Annotated in this window: 18 protein-coding genes; 11 read left to right on the forward strand and 7 right to left on the reverse strand. The window is 53.1% G+C overall.

Annotated features, from left to right (window positions below; genetic code table 11):
- Positions 1–7 precede the first annotated feature (7 nt).
- From GM154_RS24490 to GM154_RS24510, 5 genes are all read right to left on the reverse strand, one after another.
- On the reverse strand, positions 8–190 hold the full coding sequence (locus tag GM154_RS24490) for a hypothetical protein (protein WP_219653912.1): 183 nt from the start codon (positions 188–190) through the stop codon (positions 8–10).
- A 47-nt stretch (positions 191–237) separates the two neighbouring features.
- The gene (locus tag GM154_RS24495; RefSeq protein ID WP_219653915.1) at positions 238–645 is read right to left on the reverse strand and encodes a hypothetical protein; all 408 of its coding nucleotides are present in this window, start codon (positions 643–645) and stop codon (positions 238–240) included.
- Between the two features lie 525 nt (positions 646–1,170).
- On the reverse strand, positions 1,171–2,418 hold the full coding sequence (locus GM154_RS24500; RefSeq protein ID WP_019366207.1) for an IS256 family transposase: 1,248 nt from the start codon (positions 2,416–2,418) through the stop codon (positions 1,171–1,173).
- A 209-nt stretch (positions 2,419–2,627) separates the two neighbouring features.
- Positions 2,628–2,921 (reverse strand): DUF4326 domain-containing protein, encoded by a 294-nt coding sequence (locus tag GM154_RS24505; RefSeq protein WP_219653918.1) that lies wholly within the window; start codon positions 2,919–2,921, stop codon positions 2,628–2,630.
- A complete protein-coding gene (locus GM154_RS24510) occupies positions 2,914–3,174 on the reverse strand; it encodes a hypothetical protein (protein WP_208825473.1) in 261 nt (86 codons plus the stop codon). The genes GM154_RS24505 and GM154_RS24510 overlap by 8 nt, the downstream gene beginning before the upstream one ends.
- Before the next feature lie 286 nt (positions 3,175–3,460).
- On the opposite strand from GM154_RS24510, the gene GM154_RS24515 reads away from it, so the two are divergent.
- From GM154_RS24515 to GM154_RS24525, 3 genes are all read left to right on the forward strand, one after another.
- The gene (locus tag GM154_RS24515) at positions 3,461–3,730 is read left to right on the forward strand and encodes a hypothetical protein (protein ID WP_219653920.1); all 270 of its coding nucleotides are present in this window, start codon (positions 3,461–3,463) and stop codon (positions 3,728–3,730) included.
- A 259-nt stretch (positions 3,731–3,989) separates the two neighbouring features.
- On the forward strand, positions 3,990–4,226 hold the full coding sequence (locus GM154_RS24520) for a hypothetical protein (RefSeq protein ID WP_219653937.1): 237 nt from the start codon (positions 3,990–3,992) through the stop codon (positions 4,224–4,226).
- 138 nt (positions 4,227–4,364) lie between these two features.
- Positions 4,365–4,889 carry a hypothetical protein gene (locus tag GM154_RS24525; protein ID WP_219653940.1) on the forward strand — a complete coding sequence of 175 codons (525 nt, stop codon included), beginning with the start codon at positions 4,365–4,367 and terminating at the stop codon, positions 4,887–4,889.
- On the opposite strand, the gene GM154_RS24530 is transcribed toward GM154_RS24525, so the two are convergent.
- Positions 4,862–6,007, reverse strand: coding sequence for an RNA-guided endonuclease TnpB family protein (locus GM154_RS24530; RefSeq protein WP_219653943.1), 1,146 nt, complete (start codon positions 6,005–6,007; stop codon positions 4,862–4,864). The two genes, GM154_RS24525 and GM154_RS24530, sit on opposite strands and share 28 nt — an antisense overlap.
- 280 nt (positions 6,008–6,287) lie before the next feature.
- Here GM154_RS24530 and GM154_RS24535 point away from each other — a divergent pair, with 280 nt between their 5' ends.
- From GM154_RS24535 to GM154_RS24570, 8 genes are all read left to right on the forward strand, one after another.
- Positions 6,288–6,491: a hypothetical protein gene (locus GM154_RS24535; protein ID WP_125913126.1), complete on the forward strand. Its 204-nt coding sequence runs from the start codon at positions 6,288–6,290 to the stop codon at positions 6,489–6,491.
- Positions 6,478–9,771, forward strand: coding sequence for a helicase-related protein (locus tag GM154_RS24540; protein WP_125913125.1), 3,294 nt, complete (start codon positions 6,478–6,480; stop codon positions 9,769–9,771). The genes GM154_RS24535 and GM154_RS24540 overlap by 14 nt, the downstream gene beginning before the upstream one ends.
- A complete protein-coding gene (locus GM154_RS24545; protein ID WP_125913124.1) occupies positions 9,768–10,451 on the forward strand; it encodes a DUF4391 domain-containing protein in 684 nt (227 codons plus the stop codon). Before GM154_RS24540 ends, GM154_RS24545 begins: the two co-directional genes overlap by 4 nt.
- 23 nt (positions 10,452–10,474) lie before the next feature.
- Positions 10,475–12,472 carry a site-specific DNA-methyltransferase gene (locus GM154_RS24550; RefSeq protein WP_125913123.1) on the forward strand — a complete coding sequence of 666 codons (1,998 nt, stop codon included), beginning with the start codon at positions 10,475–10,477 and terminating at the stop codon, positions 12,470–12,472.
- A 10-nt stretch (positions 12,473–12,482) separates the two neighbouring features.
- The gene (locus GM154_RS24555) at positions 12,483–15,551 is read left to right on the forward strand and encodes a type III restriction-modification system endonuclease (RefSeq protein WP_125913122.1); all 3,069 of its coding nucleotides are present in this window, start codon (positions 12,483–12,485) and stop codon (positions 15,549–15,551) included.
- A gap of 309 nt (positions 15,552–15,860) precedes the next feature.
- Entirely contained in the window at positions 15,861–16,700 is an 840-nt protein-coding gene (locus tag GM154_RS24560; protein ID WP_125913121.1) for a hypothetical protein, read from the forward strand.
- Between the two features lie 202 nt (positions 16,701–16,902).
- Positions 16,903–17,202, forward strand: coding sequence for a hypothetical protein (locus tag GM154_RS24565; RefSeq protein WP_073450601.1), 300 nt, complete (start codon positions 16,903–16,905; stop codon positions 17,200–17,202).
- Between the two features lie 28 nt (positions 17,203–17,230).
- The gene (locus GM154_RS24570) at positions 17,231–17,527 is read left to right on the forward strand and encodes a hypothetical protein (RefSeq protein WP_219653946.1); all 297 of its coding nucleotides are present in this window, start codon (positions 17,231–17,233) and stop codon (positions 17,525–17,527) included.
- A gap of 89 nt (positions 17,528–17,616) precedes the next feature.
- Here the strand turns inward: GM154_RS24570 and GM154_RS24575 are convergent, their stop codons facing one another.
- On the reverse strand, positions 17,617–18,471 hold the full coding sequence (locus GM154_RS24575; RefSeq protein ID WP_219653949.1) for a DsbA family protein: 855 nt from the start codon (positions 18,469–18,471) through the stop codon (positions 17,617–17,619).
- Between the last annotated feature and the right edge of the window lie 28 nt (positions 18,472–18,499).

Below are 18,499 nucleotides of genomic sequence, written 5' to 3' on the forward strand. Positions count from 1 at the left end.
TTAATCCCTACGCAGCGCTAGACTCCACGACGATTCTCGCCGCCTGCTCTGCATCCATGCCCATGCTCCATGCCTGCCGCAACCTGAACAGCTGAGCCTCTACGATGGCTGAAGCATCCGAATGGCTTGCATCCAGTGCAGTTGCGACCTGCTCAACAACAGCTTCTTCCCACTCAAAATATTCACTCACGCTGATGTCCTCGTGGCATATGGAAGGATTGGCAGGACTCGCTCGGATCATTCACCGCCGCCACCACCGCCACCGTCTCCACAGGAACTACCTGAATCACTGATGCCCCCGGTACAGGTAGGCCCCGTATCGGTATTGGTCAGTATCGCCAGCGTAGCGAGGGTCGTGAGATCGGCACCGCTGCTGTTTGAGGAGCTACCTGATTGAGAGGCATAGCTGCTGGCGCGGGAGGCGCTCCTGTGCTGACGCGTTGCAGGGCGAGCTGAGACCTTTTGAGTCGCAGGCTCCTTTTCCGTGATCAGCTGTGTGACGAGCCAACCCAGCGCCAGCAACAGGCTGACCATCAGAAGAACAATCATCGGATTGATGGAGGCGTATAGGCCCAGCATGTGGCCCAGACACCAGGTCACGCTTAGGGCGGCGATGTAGAGGATGACGAGCTGCTTCGTATTCATGGGGGAGATCCTGAAAGTGGAAGACACTTTTACTCTCTCACGGGAATCCGGTTATGCAAGGGCGCGAAGCGCAGCAGAAAGAGCACTAGAGCACATGGGACAGGTAGAGGCGCCTGTTACAATTAGCAGGATGAGTCAGAGACTTATTCTGACGCTTGATAAGGATGAGAGGTTATTGAGGCATCATGGCCGCAAGACCTTGAAGATGGTTGATTAAGGATGAGTACGTAATATGTGTAGTTCTAAAACTCTGCTCAAGGGCCTGTCTCTGACAGTCGTGTTCGCGTTCATGGCAGGCTGTAAGGACCATGACTACTCCAAGTACGTAGGTACATGGAAAACAGTTAATGACGATGTGGCAAAAACACTAGTCTTGAGAGAGGAAGGCGACAAGCTACGTGCTATAGAACATCTGGATGCATATGCCCCAGGTCAGGGCTGGGATGTGGACATATACCTGTCTGGGAGTGTCAGATTTTTTGTGTGCGGACCGGTAGCGGCCTGCTGTCAGGCAGGCCCTGATTTTCACCATGTTGGCCTAATGAACCGATCTCCGTACAGAATCGCAAACTGATTCATCGCGCTTTTCCAATCATGGGCCGGTTTTCCCCAGTTGGCTGTTATGTTGCGCAGTCCCAGCCATATCAGTTTGGTCGCTGCGTCATCGTTCGGGAAATGCCCGCGAGTCTTGATGACCTTGCGTAGCTGGGCATTGATGCTCTCGATGGCGTTGGTGGTGTAGATCACCTTCCGAATGGCGGGCGGGAAAACAAAGAATGGAATTACGCGATCCCAAGCCCGCCTCCAAGCCGCCACCACGGTTGGATATTTCTCACCCCAGGGCCCGTTCTCGAACTCATCGAGTGCCTGCTCAGCCGCTTCGGCGTTGATGGCCTGGTAGATCGGCTTGAGCTCCTTGGCCAGTGCCCGCCGCTTGTCCCAGGCCGCGAAGTCCAGGCTGTTGCGGATCAGATGCACGATGCACGTCTGCAGCGTCGTCTCTGGAAACACCGCACTGAGAGCCTCTGGCATACCTTTGAGGCCATCGGTCACGGCAATCAGCACGTCTTCGACACCTCGCGTCTTGAGGTCGTTGAACACCTTCATCCAGAACTTCGCACCCTCGGTGTTCTCAATCCAGATGCCCAAGATATCGCGGGTCCCGTCGGGTAGAACGCCCAGCGCCAGGTAAATGGCCTTGTTGCGCACCAAGCCTTCTTCGCGGATTTTCACCCGCAGCGCATCAAAGAAAATGACCGGGTACATCGGCTCCAAGGGCCGCTGTTGCCACGCGCCAATTTCGTCCATGACCTCGTCGGTGACAGAGCTGATGAAGTCGGGTGAGACCTCTGTTCCATATTGCTCGGACAGAAAAGCCCGGATTTCTCTGACCGTCATTCCACGGGCGTACATGGCGATGATCTTGTCATCGAAACCGGTGTACCGCCGCTCATGCTTGGGGATCAGAATGGGCGCAAAACTGCCGTCTCGATCACGGGGAATGTCCAGCCGTAGCGGGCCATCACCGGTCAAAACCGTCTTGCCACTCTTGCCGTTACGCTGGTTGGACTCATCCTCTGGGCGCTGCGCGCCCGGCGGATAGCCCAGGTGGTGGCCAAGCTCGGCATGCAGAGCACGCTCGATCAAGGCCTTTTTAAATGCCGCAGAGGCATCCTCGATAGCTTCTGCAGTCATCAGGCCCTCACCGAACTGCTCCAGCAGCTCTTTGGGGATCTTGGGCAGGTCACGCAGGGGTTTCTTCTTGGTTGGCATACATGCACCTCTTACTCATGTTATGCCCGAACACAAAATTTCTGACACCCTCACCTGTCTGCCCAGACCGATGACGTGCTGGTCGAAACCAGCGACGGAGAGATAATTCCCAAGCTGGAAATGCAGAAGGACGGCACATTGCTAAGTCACTTTAGGTCATTTGACGCCATCTTTAAGAAAGTAGACTGACTTCAGTGCAGTCGCCGCTATCACGAAGGGCCTTTTCTATTGGCCCTTCTGATCAGGACATCTGCATGGCAGGGCTCGTCCAGGCGACACCAACAGGCCAGAACCTTGCCACGCAGCTCCGTTATATCAAGTGCCCCAATGGCCAGCTGCTGATCCAGATACGCTGAAAACAGCGCTATGGCCTGTTCACGACCATGCTCGGCAACACTAAAGAGGTTTCCCCACTTGCCCGGTCTGGCAACACTTACAGCACCCTCCGGCAAGCGCCAGCCCTTGGTACGGTGTAACTGAATGCGCGCAGGCAAGTCATTCATGATTACTTTCCAGTAGCTCCAATTGAACGCCAGTACCCAGCGCATAATGCTCGGCGCAGTAGTGGAGGTTATCGCCGACTTCCTGAGCACAATAGTCGCACAGCGGCCGATCACAGGTTTTAGTACGCGTGCCAACCACGTAATCGCACAGGTTTGTCCCGACGTCTCCACATTCAGCGCAGTGTGGGCCGAGCTTTCCGCAGATATGCCCAACAGGTTTACGCTGCTTGTCGTATAGCGTGTAGCATGGCATAGCTAGTTTTCCCTGATAGCATTGGCTTCTAGTAGCACTGCCACTTGAGGTGTCAGACTGTGGCCTCAGAGATTCTGTCGATGTCGCTCTGTCCGATAACAGCCAACGTAGTCCAAAGTAGCTGGAAAGGGTCACTGGTGATCCTGGTAGCCGAACATTAGCTTGGGCAATGTTTTCAACTGAGAACGCCGTCTGCCCCTGACATTGCGACGCTAAGCGCCCTCAAATTGACCCCATCCAAGGTCGTCAGAACAATGCACGGCGCATACAAGATTAAGAGGTCACTTTGAACAAGCTTAAACGACTCGCAACCCTGTTCGGCGTCTGGCTGCTGCTGTTGGTGCCGGTCCAGATAATTTTGGATCCGTTGGGCCTTGGGGCGCCATATCCGCTGACGTATGCCAAAGCCTATAGCCCGCTAGTCTTCGTCGCGTCCAAGCTTGGCTATGCCTTGGGCTCTCCAGTCACGTGGCTTATCGCAGCGATTCTATCTGCTGCCATCGTTCAAAAAATGGCCGACCGGTCGGTCGCTCAAAAGAACGAGCCTTCTAACTAGCGTTAGGATCGTAGAGCCATGACTCGTCTCCTCGATTATCAAACTTCACCTACAAAACAAGGATACCCAGCGTGGGTTTCATATAGATTTTTCGGCAATTAGCGCAACACAAGTATTGCTACAAAATCCGTTGATTCCTATCGAACCTAACATCCAAATCCTGTGATGCAAGTGGCTACCCACGCGGCAACGGCACTAACGTTTCGGTGTCTATCCTGTATACAGACACATCCGCATCTCTACGTCGTAAGGAAACACCATGCACAAGGACAGGGAAACGTTAATCGCCATGCTCGACGCCCAGGTACAGCATGAAACCCGCTGGCTCCGACGCATTCCCCTCATGATTGGAATACTGGCCGCTGCAGTAGCCTGCTTTGGCTACTTCATGTCGTATTGGACGATCATGGTTGTGGCGCTTTTCATCCTTACCATCGGCGTAACTGCACAGGCTGTACTCTGGTTTGGACTGTGGGATTTGAAGAAGCGTCAATAAATTCGGATGTACACTTTATACATTCTCAATCCGCGAAAATAGCTGCTTGTTCGTAGCCATATTTCTTGGCCTGAGTGGACTTGCATCAGCGGATTTGTAGGGCAAGGTGGAGTTATCGGACACGGCCAGGAGCCCACGATGACCGCCTTCCAACCTACACAAGACGCCTTTGCCTTCCCTCAAAGTGAGGTAGCAATCCAGCTGCCCGAGCGCTCACTGGAGCAGAAGATCGAAGGGGCTGTGCAGGCCATCACCGTGTTGATCGAGCAAGGCTGGCATCCAGTCGTGGCATGGAGTGGCGGCAAGGACTCCAGCGTCACGCTGAACCTTACCCTGACCGCGTTGATCCGGCTCAAGGAGGCTGGCGCCACCCTCCCGACCCTGCACGTCTGCCACAGCGACACGCTGGTCGAGAACCCCGTGATCAAGGCCTTCAACCGCTCACAAGTCTCGCAGATCCGCGCCTACGCCAAGGCCCAGGGCATCGCCGTCAAGGTCTGGCTGGCCACGCCCAGTCTGAGCAACGACTATCTGGTCTCCGTAATTGGCGGCCGCACCATCCTGTCCGTCGGCAACAACACAAAGTGCCAACAAATGTTGACTGCTCCCCGCCCTGAAGGACGGGGATTCCCAATTCACTGCGAACAGGACACAGGTACTTGACCTGTGCCGCTTACATTCGCTCCAAGGGCTAACACGGCCAGCCCGGCCGCTTTGATATTAAGGGCGGCATTCACGTCGCGGTCATGCTCTGCCTTGCATTGAGGGCAAACCCAAGAGCGGACACTAAGCGGCATCGAGTCCATCACAAACCCACAGCCAGAACAACGCTTTGAGCTGGGAAACCAGCGGTCTATGGCGACCACTTGCCTGCCTGCCCAGGCGCTCTTGTATTGCAGCTGACGGACCAGTTCACCCCAACCCGCGTCGGCGATGGCTTTGCTCAGCCTGGGGTTTCTCATCATGTTTTTTACCGCAAGATTTTCGACACAGACCACTTGGTTTTCGTTGATTAGTCTGCGTGACAGCTTGTGTAAGCCGTCGAGTCGGCAATCAGTGATCCTGGCGTGAATCCTCGCAACCTTCTGGCGTGCCTTGGCTCGATTGGCAGAGCCAAGCTTTTTACGACTCAGCCGGCGTTGTGCCAATGCCAGCCGGGAGGCGTATTTGGCTGTATGGCGAGCATTTCTAGTGTGCACGCCGTCGGAGGTGACAAACAAGTCCTTAAGGCCCATATCGATGCCGACCATTTTCGGCGTGACGGGCAAGGCGTGTGGCTCAAATTCACACAGGCACGAGACGAAGTATCGCCCGGTGGCATCTCTGGAAACCGTCACGGTAGAAGGAGCAGACGGCAGGGCACGACTCCAGCGGATATTCAGAGGCTCGCTGCTTTTCGCCAGAAACAGCTCGCCGTCCCGGTACTTGAACGCCGAGGCCGTAAACTCTGCCGATTGATGGATTCGCTTTTTCCTGAAGGTGGGGTACCTGGCCCGTCCTTCAAAAAAGTTCTTGAGCGCCACCTGTTGATGCCTTAGACACTGCTGCAACGGGACGCATGAAACCTCATTTAGGAAGGCTAACTCAGGTTGTTTTTTAAGTGCGCTCAATTGCGCGCTAGCCGCACAGTAACCGATCCTCCGCTGTTTTTTCTGAAACTCTTCAGTGCGCCAGTTGAGCAAGCTGTTATAGACAAAACGCACACACCCAAAGGTTCGAGCAAGCAGTTCAGCTTGTTCAGTCGTTGGGTAGAAACGGTATTTGTAGGCGCGTTTTGCCATGATCAATTTAATACTTTCGATATACCAAAAGAGCGATGCCTGTCTGAATACACGCTGAGGTTAAATAAGCTTCGGGGGGCTTTTTCTGCCCAAGCGTCCATAGGGGTAGGGATAACGTGGGAGAAAGCTGAGCGCGCATAATTAGGCCTTTTAAAGAGTACTTAGACCTTTAGGCTCTCATGGGTCCTGCAGGATGCAAGTCAGCTGATCGGATAATTATTGAGCTTTTTCATGACTGCAAAACGCAGTACATTTGCAGTGCAATCATATGGACTGCCTCATGAAGCGCCCAAAGGATGAAACCCTATCTATTCGTACCTCGTCGGACATCAAGCAGCTGTTGCGGATGGCTGCCGAAAAAGAACACCGCTCTATCGCCTCAATGGTGGAGGTGCTGATCCTGAACTACGCGCAGAAGCATGGCTTCACGGCCGATGCGCAGCCAACGGACGGAGTGAAGAAGGGAAGCGATGGAACTCATTGATAATATCAGCCGCCTCCTTGGCGACGACCTAAAGCAGACACTCAGGCCGGGAGCGAGACTGAAGATCGCTGCATCCTGCTTTTCGATGTACGCCTTCGAGGCCCTGAAGGCGGAACTGGAAAAGATTGAGGAACTGAATTTCATCTTCACCTCACCTACTTTCGTTGCCAACGAAGTCACCGACAATATCCGCAAGGAGCGTCGGGAGTTCCACATTCCAAAGGTGGATCGTGAGCGTAGCCTGTACGGTAGCGAGTTTGAAATCCAGCTGCGCAACAAGCTGAACCAGCGCGCAATCGCCAAGGAGTGTGCAGATTGGATGCGGCGCAAGACCCGCTTCAAAAGCAACCGGACACAGGCGCCCATGCAGCAGTTTGCCTGCGTGCAGTCCTGCGCTGGCGACACGGGCGAGACCGCTTACATGCCGTTGCATGGCTTCACGGCAGTTGACCTGGGTTACCAGCAAGGCAATGCCGTGTCGAACCTTGTCAACAAGATGAATGAGCCGACCTTTGCAGCCACCTACCTCAGCTTGTTCGACCAGATCTGGAGCGACTCAGAAAAGCTGGAAGACGTGACGCAGCAAATCTGCGAGCACATCGCCTCGGTCTACCAAGAAAATTCCCCTGAAAGTATCTACTTTCTGATGCTCTACAACATCTTCAGCGAGTTCCTAGACGACATTGACGAGGACGTGCTCCCCAATGATCGGATTGGCTACCAAGATACGCTGGTCTGGCAGAAGCTCTTTAACTACCAGAAGGATGCCGCCACCGGCATCATCAACAAGCTGGAGACCTACAGCGGCTGCATCCTGGCTGACAGCGTTGGCTTGGGCAAGACCTTCACTGCGTTGGCAGTGATCAAGTATTATGAGCTGCGAAACAAGTCGGTACTGGTGCTGTGCCCTAAGAAGCTAGCCGGCAACTGGTTAACCTATAACAGCCCGCTCAAAACCAATATTTTCGCGGCAGATCGCCTCAGTTACCGTGTCCTGTGCCATACAGACTTGGGGCGCACCCGAGGTGAGTCGTTCGGCCTACCTTTGAACAATATAAATTGGGGCGGTTTCGACCTCATAGTCATCGACGAATCGCACAACTTCCGCAACAACGATGCCTACAAGGACAAGGAAACGCGTTACCAGAAGCTGATGAACAAGGTCATCAGGGAGGGCGTGAAGACCAAAGTACTGATGCTCTCGGCCACCCCGGTCAACAACCGCTTTGCCGACTTGCGCAATCAGCTGGCTTTGGCCTACGAAGGTGATTCGCAAAATCTCAGCAAGAAGCTCAAGATCAGCAAGAGCGTGGAAGAAATTTTTCGGAGCGCACAGGCAGCCTTCACCGTATGGTCGAAGCTGCGGCCGGAGGAGCGCACCGCTCGCGCCATTCTGGATTCGCTGGATTTTGACTTCTTCGAGCTGCTAGACAGTGTGACCATTGCTCGCTCCCGTAAGCATATCCAGACGTTCTACGACACGAAGGATATTGGCCAATTCCCGGAACGTCGCAAGCCGCTTTCCTTCCATTGTCCATTGACCCAGCGCTCCGACGTATTAGACTTCAACGAGATTTTCGAGCAACTGTCCCTGCTCAAGTTGTGCGTGTACACCCCGGCCGGCTACATCCTTCAAAGCCGGGTCAAGAAGTACATCGACCTGTTCAACGCGCAATCGGGTGATAAGAAGGAAAACCTCAGCCTATACGGGCGCGAGAAGGGCTTGCAGGCGCTTATGACCACAAACCTGCTCAAGCGCCTGGAAAGCTCCATCGAATCGTTCCGGCTGACATTGCAGTCCCTGCGTGAGAACCACGCCAACACGCTGGCAACCATTCGACACTTCAATGAAGTCGGCGGTATCGTCGCTAGTTCTTCCGAGGTGGCTGACCTCACCGACGTATTGGAAAACCTAGACGCAGAAGACGACGATCTGTCGATGCTGAACGGTGGCGAGATTGGCGGTAAGGTCAAGATCAGTCTGGCCGACATGGACTTGCCTTCCTGGGAGCATGACCTGAGCGTTGATCTGGAGATCATTGATGCCCTACTGGCCTCAATGAACAAGATCACTCCCGAGGACGACGCCAAACTGCAGCACCTCAAAGCACATGTGCTAGAAAAGATCGCCAATCCGATCAACCCCGGCAACAAAAAAATCATCATTTTCACGGCCTTCGCCGATACCGCTGATTACCTCTACGCCAACCTTGCGCCGAAGTTGCTGGCTCAACTGCAACTCCACAGCGCCAAGGTAACGGGAACAGGCTCGCCCAGATCTACGCTTAAGAAAAGCTACGACTTTCAGGAGCTGCTCACGCTGTTTTCGCCGCGTTCCAAGTCGAAGGCTCAGGTGCTCCCACAAGAGCCTGCTGAGATCGACCTATTGATTGGCACAGATTGCATCTCCGAAGGCCAGAACCTTCAGGATTGTGATTACCTGATTAACTATGACATCCATTGGAACCCGGTCCGCATCATCCAGCGTTTCGGGCGTGTTGACCGTATTGGCTCGTCCAACGCCAGTATCCAGCTGGTAAACTATTGGCCCGACATCTCGCTTGACGAGTACATCAACCTGAAAGAGCGAGTTGAGAGCCGGATGATGATTGCCGACGTGACAGCCACCGGCGACGACAACGTGCTTTCCGCGCAGGCTAACGACGTCACCTACCGCAAGGAACAGCTGCGCCGCCTACAGGAAGAGGTGATCGAGCTGGAAGACCTGAAAACCGGCGTGTCGATCACCGACCTGGGGCTCAACGACTTCCGAATGGACCTGCTCAACTATGTGAAGGCACATGGCGAGCCGAGCCATGTGCCTAACGGTATGCATGCCGTGGTCCCAGCCAATCCCGACTTGGGCCTAGAGCCGGGTGTGATCTTCACGTTGCGCAACCGTAACCCCGAGGTGAACGTCAACCAGCACAACCGACTACACCCATACTACCTCGTCTACATCGGGCGCAACGGTGAGGTAATCAACGATCACACCGAGGTCAAGCGCCTGCTGGATATTGTGCGCAGCGGATGCAAGGGCCAAGCTAAACCCATTTCCATGGCCTGCCAATCGTTTAACGCGGAGACAAACGACGGCAGGAACATGCAGCTGTACTCCGAGCTGCTGAGCAAGACCATTCGCTCCATGATTGAGGTGAAAGAAGAAAAGGACCTGGACAGTTTGTTCAGTGGGGGCAAGACCACAGCACTGACTAACACTATCAGCGGCCTGGATGATTTCGAACTCATCACCTTTCTTGTGATTCAGGAGGCTGGATGAGCGCATTTCCAGTCCGGCATCCGGCGTTTATCAACTACCCTAAGCAGGCCTCGTTCGGGCGTGTGCTGCCCAAGAATAAAGTTTACGAACACAGTGGGGCCAGCACCCGTCTGAAAAATCTGTTCGTGGAACAGGTCGAGCAGATCGTCTGGCAGTACAAGCTCGCACCGGAAACCATCAACCTGCCTGCGAGGGCGGCTGTCCCGGAGGTGCAGGTTTTCCGCATCGTTCTGAAAACTCAGGACCTGTCCGTCGATGTCTTGAAATGCATCGACGGCGTTGTGCAGTTTCCTGTCATCTTCGAGCTGGAGTACGAGGGAAAAACCAAAATCATAGCTGCTCACAAGCGCCCCAACGAGGCGGATGCCAGCAAATGGGTCTTCAGTAACTATTTTTCGACCCTTTGGATGCCCTCCGACAGCGAGCGCGACCATATGCCGGTAGCGCTGGATATGGCTGGACTATACGAAGCCTTACTGCAGCGGCTAATTCCACTGGCACCCCGTGCGGAGGAACGCTTCACAGCCTTAGTCGAGCGCTTAGAAAACGTAAAAGCCAAGCAGCGCGAAATCGAGAAGGTACGTGCCAAGCTGGCTAAGGAAAAGCAATTTAACCGCAAAGTAGAAATCAACGGCACTTTGCGTCAGCTGAATAACGAACTTGAGGAACTGAGCCACTGAAATCCGTGGTTCGAGAAAAGAGTATGGACAAACTGAAAATGCATTCTCCCGATCTGACGCAGGACAACATTGCTCGTATTCGTGACCTGTTTCCCGGCTGCGTGACCGAAGCCAAAGGAGAAGATGGTAGCGTAAAGCTGGCAGTGGACTTTGACCAGCTGCGCCAAGAGCTATCGGAATCAATCATAGAAGGGCCGCAGGAGCGCTATCACCTGAATTGGCCGGGTAAGCGCGAAGCACTACTGACGGCCAATGCGCCGATTGCTAAGACGCTACGTCCTTGCCGGGACGAAAGTGTGAGCTTTGACACCACAAAGAATCTATTTATAGAGGGCGACAACCTCGATGCGTTGAAGTTGCTGCAGGAAACTTACCTTGGCCAGGTTAAGTTGATTTATCTCGATCCGCCCTACAACCGAAAAAAAGGAAATAACCTTATCTATCGAGATGATTTCGTGGGAAACACTTACGAGTATCTTACGCAAAGCAATCAATCCGATGAACAGGGAAACCGCTTAATTGCTAACACAGAGGCGAACGGACGATTCCATTCTGATTGGCTTAGCATGATGTATCAGCGGCTACGTGTCGCACGAAACCTGCTATCACCAGCTGGAGTCGTTGCTATCTCCATTGATGACGCTGAAACAGCAAATGTGCTTCATCTTTGTTATGAAATATTTGGCGAATCGAACTTTCTTGGCACTCTGATCTGGAAGAACGCCACTGATAACAATCCAAGCAATATCGCCATTGAGCATGAAAGCATTCACGTTTTTGCTCGAAGTAAGAGCGACCTTGAAGGTATTTGGAAGAGCTCTGTTTCAGATATCAAAGAAGTACTAATTAAAATTGGTGATGACCTCATATCCAAATATTCGAACATTGATGACCTTCAAGCTGCTTACACTGAATGGTTTCGTCAAAACAAAGCTCAATTAGGACCTCTAGATCGCTACAAATACATTGATCTAGGCGGCGTATACACGGGCAGCCAGAGTGTGCATAACCCTGGCAAAGAAGGCTACAGATATGACGTGCTACATCCTATAACTGGTAAGCCGTGCAAAGAGCCTCTTATGGGATACCGGTTTCCCAAGGAAACAATGAATCGACTTCTGGCCGAAAAAAGAATTTTATTTGGAGAAAATGAATCCAAAATAATTGAGTTGAAGGTTTACGTATCTGAGTTCGAAGACAAACTTTCTAGCGTCTTTGAACTCGACGGAAGGACTGGTCCATACGACCTAAAGTCTCTGTTCCCAGAAGGAAAGAAAGTATTTTCCAACCCCAAACCTGTTCTGTTGATGGAGCGTCTTGTTTCTTTCATGACGGGCCCGAAGGACATTTCTCTTGATTTGTTCGCAGGATCATCCACTCTTGCGCATGCGACAATGGAAATCAACCGACGCGAGGGAAGCAATCGTCGCTTTATCTGTGTGCAACTCCCCGAGACTATTGGCCAAGAAAGTAAAGATGCGAAAGAGGCGCTCCAATTTTGTACTCAGATCGCTCTTAAACCATTCATTTCAGAGATATCAAAGGAGCGTATTCGTCGCGCAGGAGTAGCCATTCACCAGAAGAATGGTGCCGCAGGGTGGAATCAGGACATCGGATTCCGCGTCCTGAAAGTTGATACCTCCAATATGGTCGACGTGTATTACGCTCCCGATTCGCTGAATAGGAACAACCTCGATCTGTTTGTTGACAACATTAAACCGGACCGAACCCCTGAAGATCTTTTGTTCCAAGTGATGCTTGACTGGGGCGTTGATCTCGCTCTACCCCTCTCCAAAGGAGCCATACAGGGCAAAGAAGTCTTCTTCGTCGATGGCAATGCATTAGTAGCTTGCTTCGATGCCGATGGCGGCATTGATAAAGACTTCGTGAAGGAGCTAGCTAAGCACGAGCCCTTGCGAGTAGTGTTCCGTGATGCAGGTTTCAAAGACAGTGCCGTCAAGATCAACGTTGAACAGATTTTTAAGTCGCTCTCGCCTTCCACCGAAGTGAAATGCATCTAAGGAGTAGGCGATGAAACTTAAATTCAAGATACAGCCCTACCAAACCGCTGCCGTTCAGGCAGTGGTGGATTGCTTCAAAGAGCAAGCGCCACAGCATGGCGGGGTTCGCTATCGTTTGGATACTGGCGTAAAGAAAGCGGCTCCTCCCAGTCTCCAACCTGCCCTCGATCTGGAGGTGGATGCGCTCGCAGACCACGAGGCTGCCTTCCGCAATGCCTATGTGACCTTGTCCGAATCTGCTCTGCTAGACAATATCCAGCAAGTGCAGCGCTTGCAGAACCTGCCGGTATCTACCGAGCTGGTCAAGACCAAGGTCAGCAAGCTTAATCTCGACATCGAGATGGAAACCGGCACGGGCAAGACCTACTGCTACATCAAGACGATCTTTGAGCTGAACAAGCAGTACGGCTGGAGCAAGTTCATCATCGTGGTGCCCAGCATCGCCATCCGTGAAGGTGTCGCTAAATCGCTGGAGATTACGGCTGATCATTTTCTGGAGACGTACCAGAAGAAGGCGCGCTTCTTTATCTATAACTCCAAGGCGCTGCACCATCTGGAAAGCTTCTCGTCTGACGCAGGCATCAACGTGATGGTGATTAATGTTCAGGCTTTCAATGCGACAGGCAAAGATGCCCGCCGTATTTATGAAGAACTGGACGACTTTCAGTCGCGAAGGCCTATTGATGTTATCAGCGCCAATCGGCCCATCCTCATTCTGGACGAACCCCAGAAGATGGAAGGCGGCAAGACACTAGATTCGCTGGTTAATTTCAAGCCATTGATGGTGTTGCGCTATTCCGCCACCCACAAGACCACGCACAATAAGATTCACCGCCTGGACGCGCTGGACGCCTACAACCAGAAGCTGGTCAAGAAGATCGCCGTGCGCGGTATTTCGGTTAAAGGCTTGGCTGGTACTAATGCTTATCTCTACCTGCAAGGCATTGATGTATCTACCAAAAAACCGCCTGAGGCCCGTATAGAGTTTGAGCAGAAACTTGCCAGCGGCCAGATCAAACGCGTGGTACGTAAGCTGTCCAAGGGAGACAATCTCTTTGTGTTGTCAAACGAGCTGGACCAGTACCGTGGCTATGTCGTGTCCGACATCAACGCCATCACGGACACCCTGAGCTTTACCAATGGCGTCGAGTTGCTGGTAGGCGAAGCAGACGGCGACGTGAATGAAACTGCGCTGCGCCGCATCCAGATTCGGGAAGCAATCAAGGCTCACTTCGATAAGGAACAAGCCCTGTTCCAACAGGGTATCAAAGTACTGACTCTGTTTTTTATCGACGAAGTTGCCAAATATCGCGACTACAGCTCAGCTGATGAAAAGGGCGAGTATGCCCGTGTGTTCGAAGAGGAATACCAGCTCTACCTGAACGAAGTCTTGGATTTGGACGAAACTCCCTACATTAAGCATATCAAAGGCATTGCCGTTGAGAAGACCCACAGCGGCTACTTCTCAATCGACAAGAAGACTAAAAAACTAGTGGACCCAGTGATGGGTAAGAAGGCGACCGAGACAGACGATGTAGACGCCTATGACCTAATCCTCAAGGATAAGGAGCGTCTGTTGTCTCTGAACGAACCGGTACGCTTCATCTTCTCGCATTCGGCCTTGCGTGAAGGGTGGGACAACCCGAACGTATTTGTTATTTGCGCTCTCAAACACAGTGACAATACGATCTCTCGTCGTCAGGAAGTGGGGCGCGGCCTGCGTCTGTCAGTGAACCAACATGGCGACCGGATAGACCATCCGTCTATCGTTCACGACGTCAACGTACTGACTGTGGTGGCGAGCGAAAGCTACAAAAACTTTGTGGCCGCTTTGCAGAAAGACATCAGCGAATCCCTGTCGGCCCGTCCACGTATTGCGGACAAGGCTTATTTCACTGGCAAGGTACTTAATACTGATGGAGGCGCGGTCACAGTTTCCGACGATCAAGCCACTGACATTGAGTTTTATCTGATTCAGAACGGATACGTTGATAAGAAGCGCAACATCACTGAGAAATACCATCAGGCCAAGAAGGCCGAAACACTGGCAGACTTGCCGGACGAACTCCTGCCATATAAAGATCAAGTGTTCCAGCTGATTGACAGCGTATTCAGCGAAAGCCAGATCATGCTGCCAGAGGATGGCCGCAAGGCGAAAAAACTCGAGCCCAACGCCAACTTCGAAAAGCAGGAATTCAAGGACCTTTGGGCAAGGATCAACCGCAAGGCTGCGTACACCGTAGACTTTGACTCTGAGGAGCTTGTCAGCAATGCTGTAAAAGCTCTCGATGAGCAGCTGCGCGTAACGCCACTGCAGTACACCATTCAGCGCGGTGAGCAATCTGCACAGGTGACTTACGATGGTATGAAGAGTGGCGATTCTTTTGTATTAAAGGCTACTAATATAGACAAAAATGTCCATTCAATTCATTCAGCCGTGAAATACGATCTGATTGGTAAACTGGCTGAAGGCACGCAGCTTACGCGGCGAACCGTGGCGGATATCTTGCGCGGTATCAACGTAGCCGTGTTTGCCCAATTCAAGACCAACCCTGAGAACTTCATCGCCGAAGCGGTTCGGTTGATCAACGAGCAGAAGGCGGCGGTTATTATTGAGCATCTTGCCTATGATCCTGTGGCCGATCAGTTTGATTTGAACATCTTTACCACCGGACAGACCAAGCAGGACTTCAGCAAGGCCGGCGATAAGCTCCAGCGCCACATCTACGATTACGTCCTGACTGACTCCAACATCGAGCGGGAATTTGTTAAGGAATTGGATACCTGCACCGATGTGGTCGTCTACGCCAAGCTACCGCGTGGCTTCTTGATCCCAACCCCCGTGGGTGATTACAACCCGGACTGGGCCATTTCCTTCAAGGAAGGAGCCGTCAAGCACGTCTACTTCGTTGCAGAAACCAAAGGTTCTATGTCTTCGATGCATCTTACTCCGATTGAGCTGACCAAGATTGACTGTGCTCGCAAGTTCTTCGACGAGATAAATAGAAAATATGCGCCTGAGAACGTTAAGTACGACGTGGTTAACAGCTTCGGCAAGCTGATGGAGTTGGTGAAGTAGCTTGTACTGAATGAAATAATCATAAGGGGCGGGATCTGGGTAAACGGCTGCTGACCTTGTGAGCTAACCACATGGCGGGATCAACCAAAGTTTTTTGAATGCATATCGACTTGATCAGCCTTTGGAAAGCTCCGTGGCGACTACTCAAGGCAACACCATTAAGTAGGCCTGAGCCAAAATTGCTCAACTGTCCAAATATTGCACCTTCCTCAACGCAAAGGCGATCCAAGCGTTTTGGAAGGTTGCGGGTTAGTCTGTCTTCGGGGGCCAACACTTTGGATCTGTATAAGCGATAATCTGCCCTCGTACATGAAGGCCCGGCACTTTGATCCCTCTGCCCGTTGCTGGCTGAGCCGGCAGGTAGACGAGCGTACCGGCCGCATCAAGATCAGTCCCAATGCCTACAGCCCTGCGTATACGCTTGAGCTCCTGCGCCTGATCCTTACCATTCAGATTCAGGAAGAGGAAAGCGCGCGCCAGCTGGGTATCAAACCACGCTTCACAGTTCTTTCCATGCGCCAGATCGTAGCCATCGACATGTTGTGGGGCCGCTATGGCTATCACAAGCCGTTTATGGCGTTGCGGACCTATCTGGAGATCTACGAGCAGGACGCGCGCTATCCGATACCCGATATCTCGAACCTGCCCACATGGACCGAGAAGGATGTCGCTTTTCGCGCCGAGGCCGTCCTGTGCGACGAATTTTACGGCTCTCTTTTCGACGGGCTGCGTAGTCTTGATCATGCGGTGGCTGGCGCTGAATCGCTCACCGTGACGCGCCAGGGTGAGCTTGTGACTGATGTCGTGACTACCGACGAGTTCGCCATCGACGAGGAAGGCCTTGAGCTGTTCCTGTCCCTTGAGCTTGACCACGCCCTGAACCGCGTCTCGCTCGACGCTGCGCCCTCGTCAGCCGTTCACTATCTGTTAGGACTCGGCACCGTATCGTTAAGCAAGGGCGGCCATGCTGAATGGTCGCGCATGCTTCGGCTCAGCAACCAGATCTGGCGATTCGACCTGATAGCGGTCCTGCACGACCCGCTGGCGCTGATCGAGCGGCTTAATCTGTTGAGCCAGAAAAAAGGGGACGTACCGATGGCGGCTAAATGCGCTGACAAACATGGCCAGCTGGATCTGTTTACGTGTTGAGGGCATGAGGAAGGTGTGCGGGCCGTGGCGAAATTGCGACAGGAGGCAGACACAAAGCCCGCAAATGATGGCCTATTACCATTGTTTGTTTGCGGGCACTTGCATAATGGAAAAGTCGTGGGAAAAAAGAAGGTGCGCCAATCAGAGATGCGCATCCTATACATCCTCGACATCAAGGATGTTAAGACCTAAAGGAGTCCACATGAGCGCCTCGAAATATCCGTTTGACGTCATATCGATCCCCGTTATCGACATACATCATCTCGACGAAGCTACCGCTGTCCGTTTGGAAAGCGAAGGCGACGACAATCCATGGTGCCGTTGTGCACTGTGCAAGGACGGGATTATTCTGGAGCTGGGTGACATGGAGCTGGATGACGAGAGCATCCCGCAATGTCTGCTGGATCTCAGGCGCTGGAGCCAGGACAAGCAGATCTCCATGTGGGTGATGCTTGAAGCATTGGGCGAACCACTGGACGATCTGCCCGTGTACAGTTGGTAAATCCATTAACTTGGGAGCGAGTACCCACATGGCCAGCCGTGAATTGCTGGAGCTTCGCGCCAAGTGGGCGGCTGATGCTGCTACAGCTGAGGAGGTGGCTCGCTGTCTTGAGCTTGAACGTCGGGCCGAGGTTGCAGGCAATATCCGTTTCGTACTCTGCTTTGCGGCTGTGCTTGCTACAGCACTCGGCCTTATCGGCCTGGTGGTCTCCAATGTCTATCCTGTTGAAGGCTCTTTGGTGACCTGGCAGAACGCCGGGTTTACTGGCGGCCTGCTGGGTCTGATTGCAGGGACATATGTCGTGATCAAGGGTGCGCAGTCGTGACGGCGCTTCCCTCACCCCTCCAAGCGTGCGGATACAAAAAAGCCGACAGCGTTAAGGCGGTCGGCTCTACGTCAGCTAATAGGGGCTTACTAGCTGGCACCTTTGGCTGACGGGGAAGAAAGCGCCCCTGTAGCCTTTGGATCCTTGCCCCCCTCCTCGTCCTGCATCTGCAGACGACGCATCACTGACAGGAAGGCTTCCATGGGCTGTGCCCCACCCAACAGGATGCGCTGGCCAGTCTTGTTATCCACGACAAAGGTGGCCGGCGTGCCATTGGCGCCGTTGCTCTTGGCCAGTGCCACGGACTGCTGGAGCTTGCCCATGTGTCGGCGCTCGGTCATGCACTGCTTGAAGGCACCTGAATTAGCGCCCAGACGACTCGCCAGGCCATTGAGATCCACCTCCTGCCCGGGCTGCTTGTAGAGCTGATCCAGCATCACCCAGAACGCCTGATTGCCCTTTACCTCGGAGACACACTCCAGGGCATGGGCCTGCACCTGTGAGGTGGACGAAAGGATGGGCATGTTCTTGTATTCCCAGTTCACGGTACCGCCTGATGAGTCCACGATCTGCTTGGGCGTTTCATGAAAGCGCTTGCAATACCCGCACTGGGTATCAGCGAATTCCACCAGCGTAAAGCGAGCCTTGGTGCTGCCATAGATGTGCTGGCCTGCCTTGCGACCCTCAAGGCTGTCAGACGCCGCCTGATAGCCCTCAAACATCTGCTGGCGGGCCTGATCGGCTTCACGGGTACGGATATCCGCCAGTGTGGTTTCGATCGATGCCTGCAAGCGCTCGGGCGAGGTGGCTGACTGTACGGTTTGCGCCAGTTCATCCATTCTCTTTTGCGTCTGGTGAGACTGATAAAACATACCGCCCACAACTGTTGCGCACGTTACAGCAAGCGCAATGACTACAAGTTTGTTCGAATTCTTGTCACTCATTTTAAAACTCCCGCTTTAATATATAGTG

Source organism: Pseudomonas sp. MAG002Y (assembly GCF_019400845.1).
Classification (GTDB): Bacteria; Pseudomonadota; Gammaproteobacteria; order Pseudomonadales; family Pseudomonadaceae; genus Chryseomonas; species Chryseomonas luteola.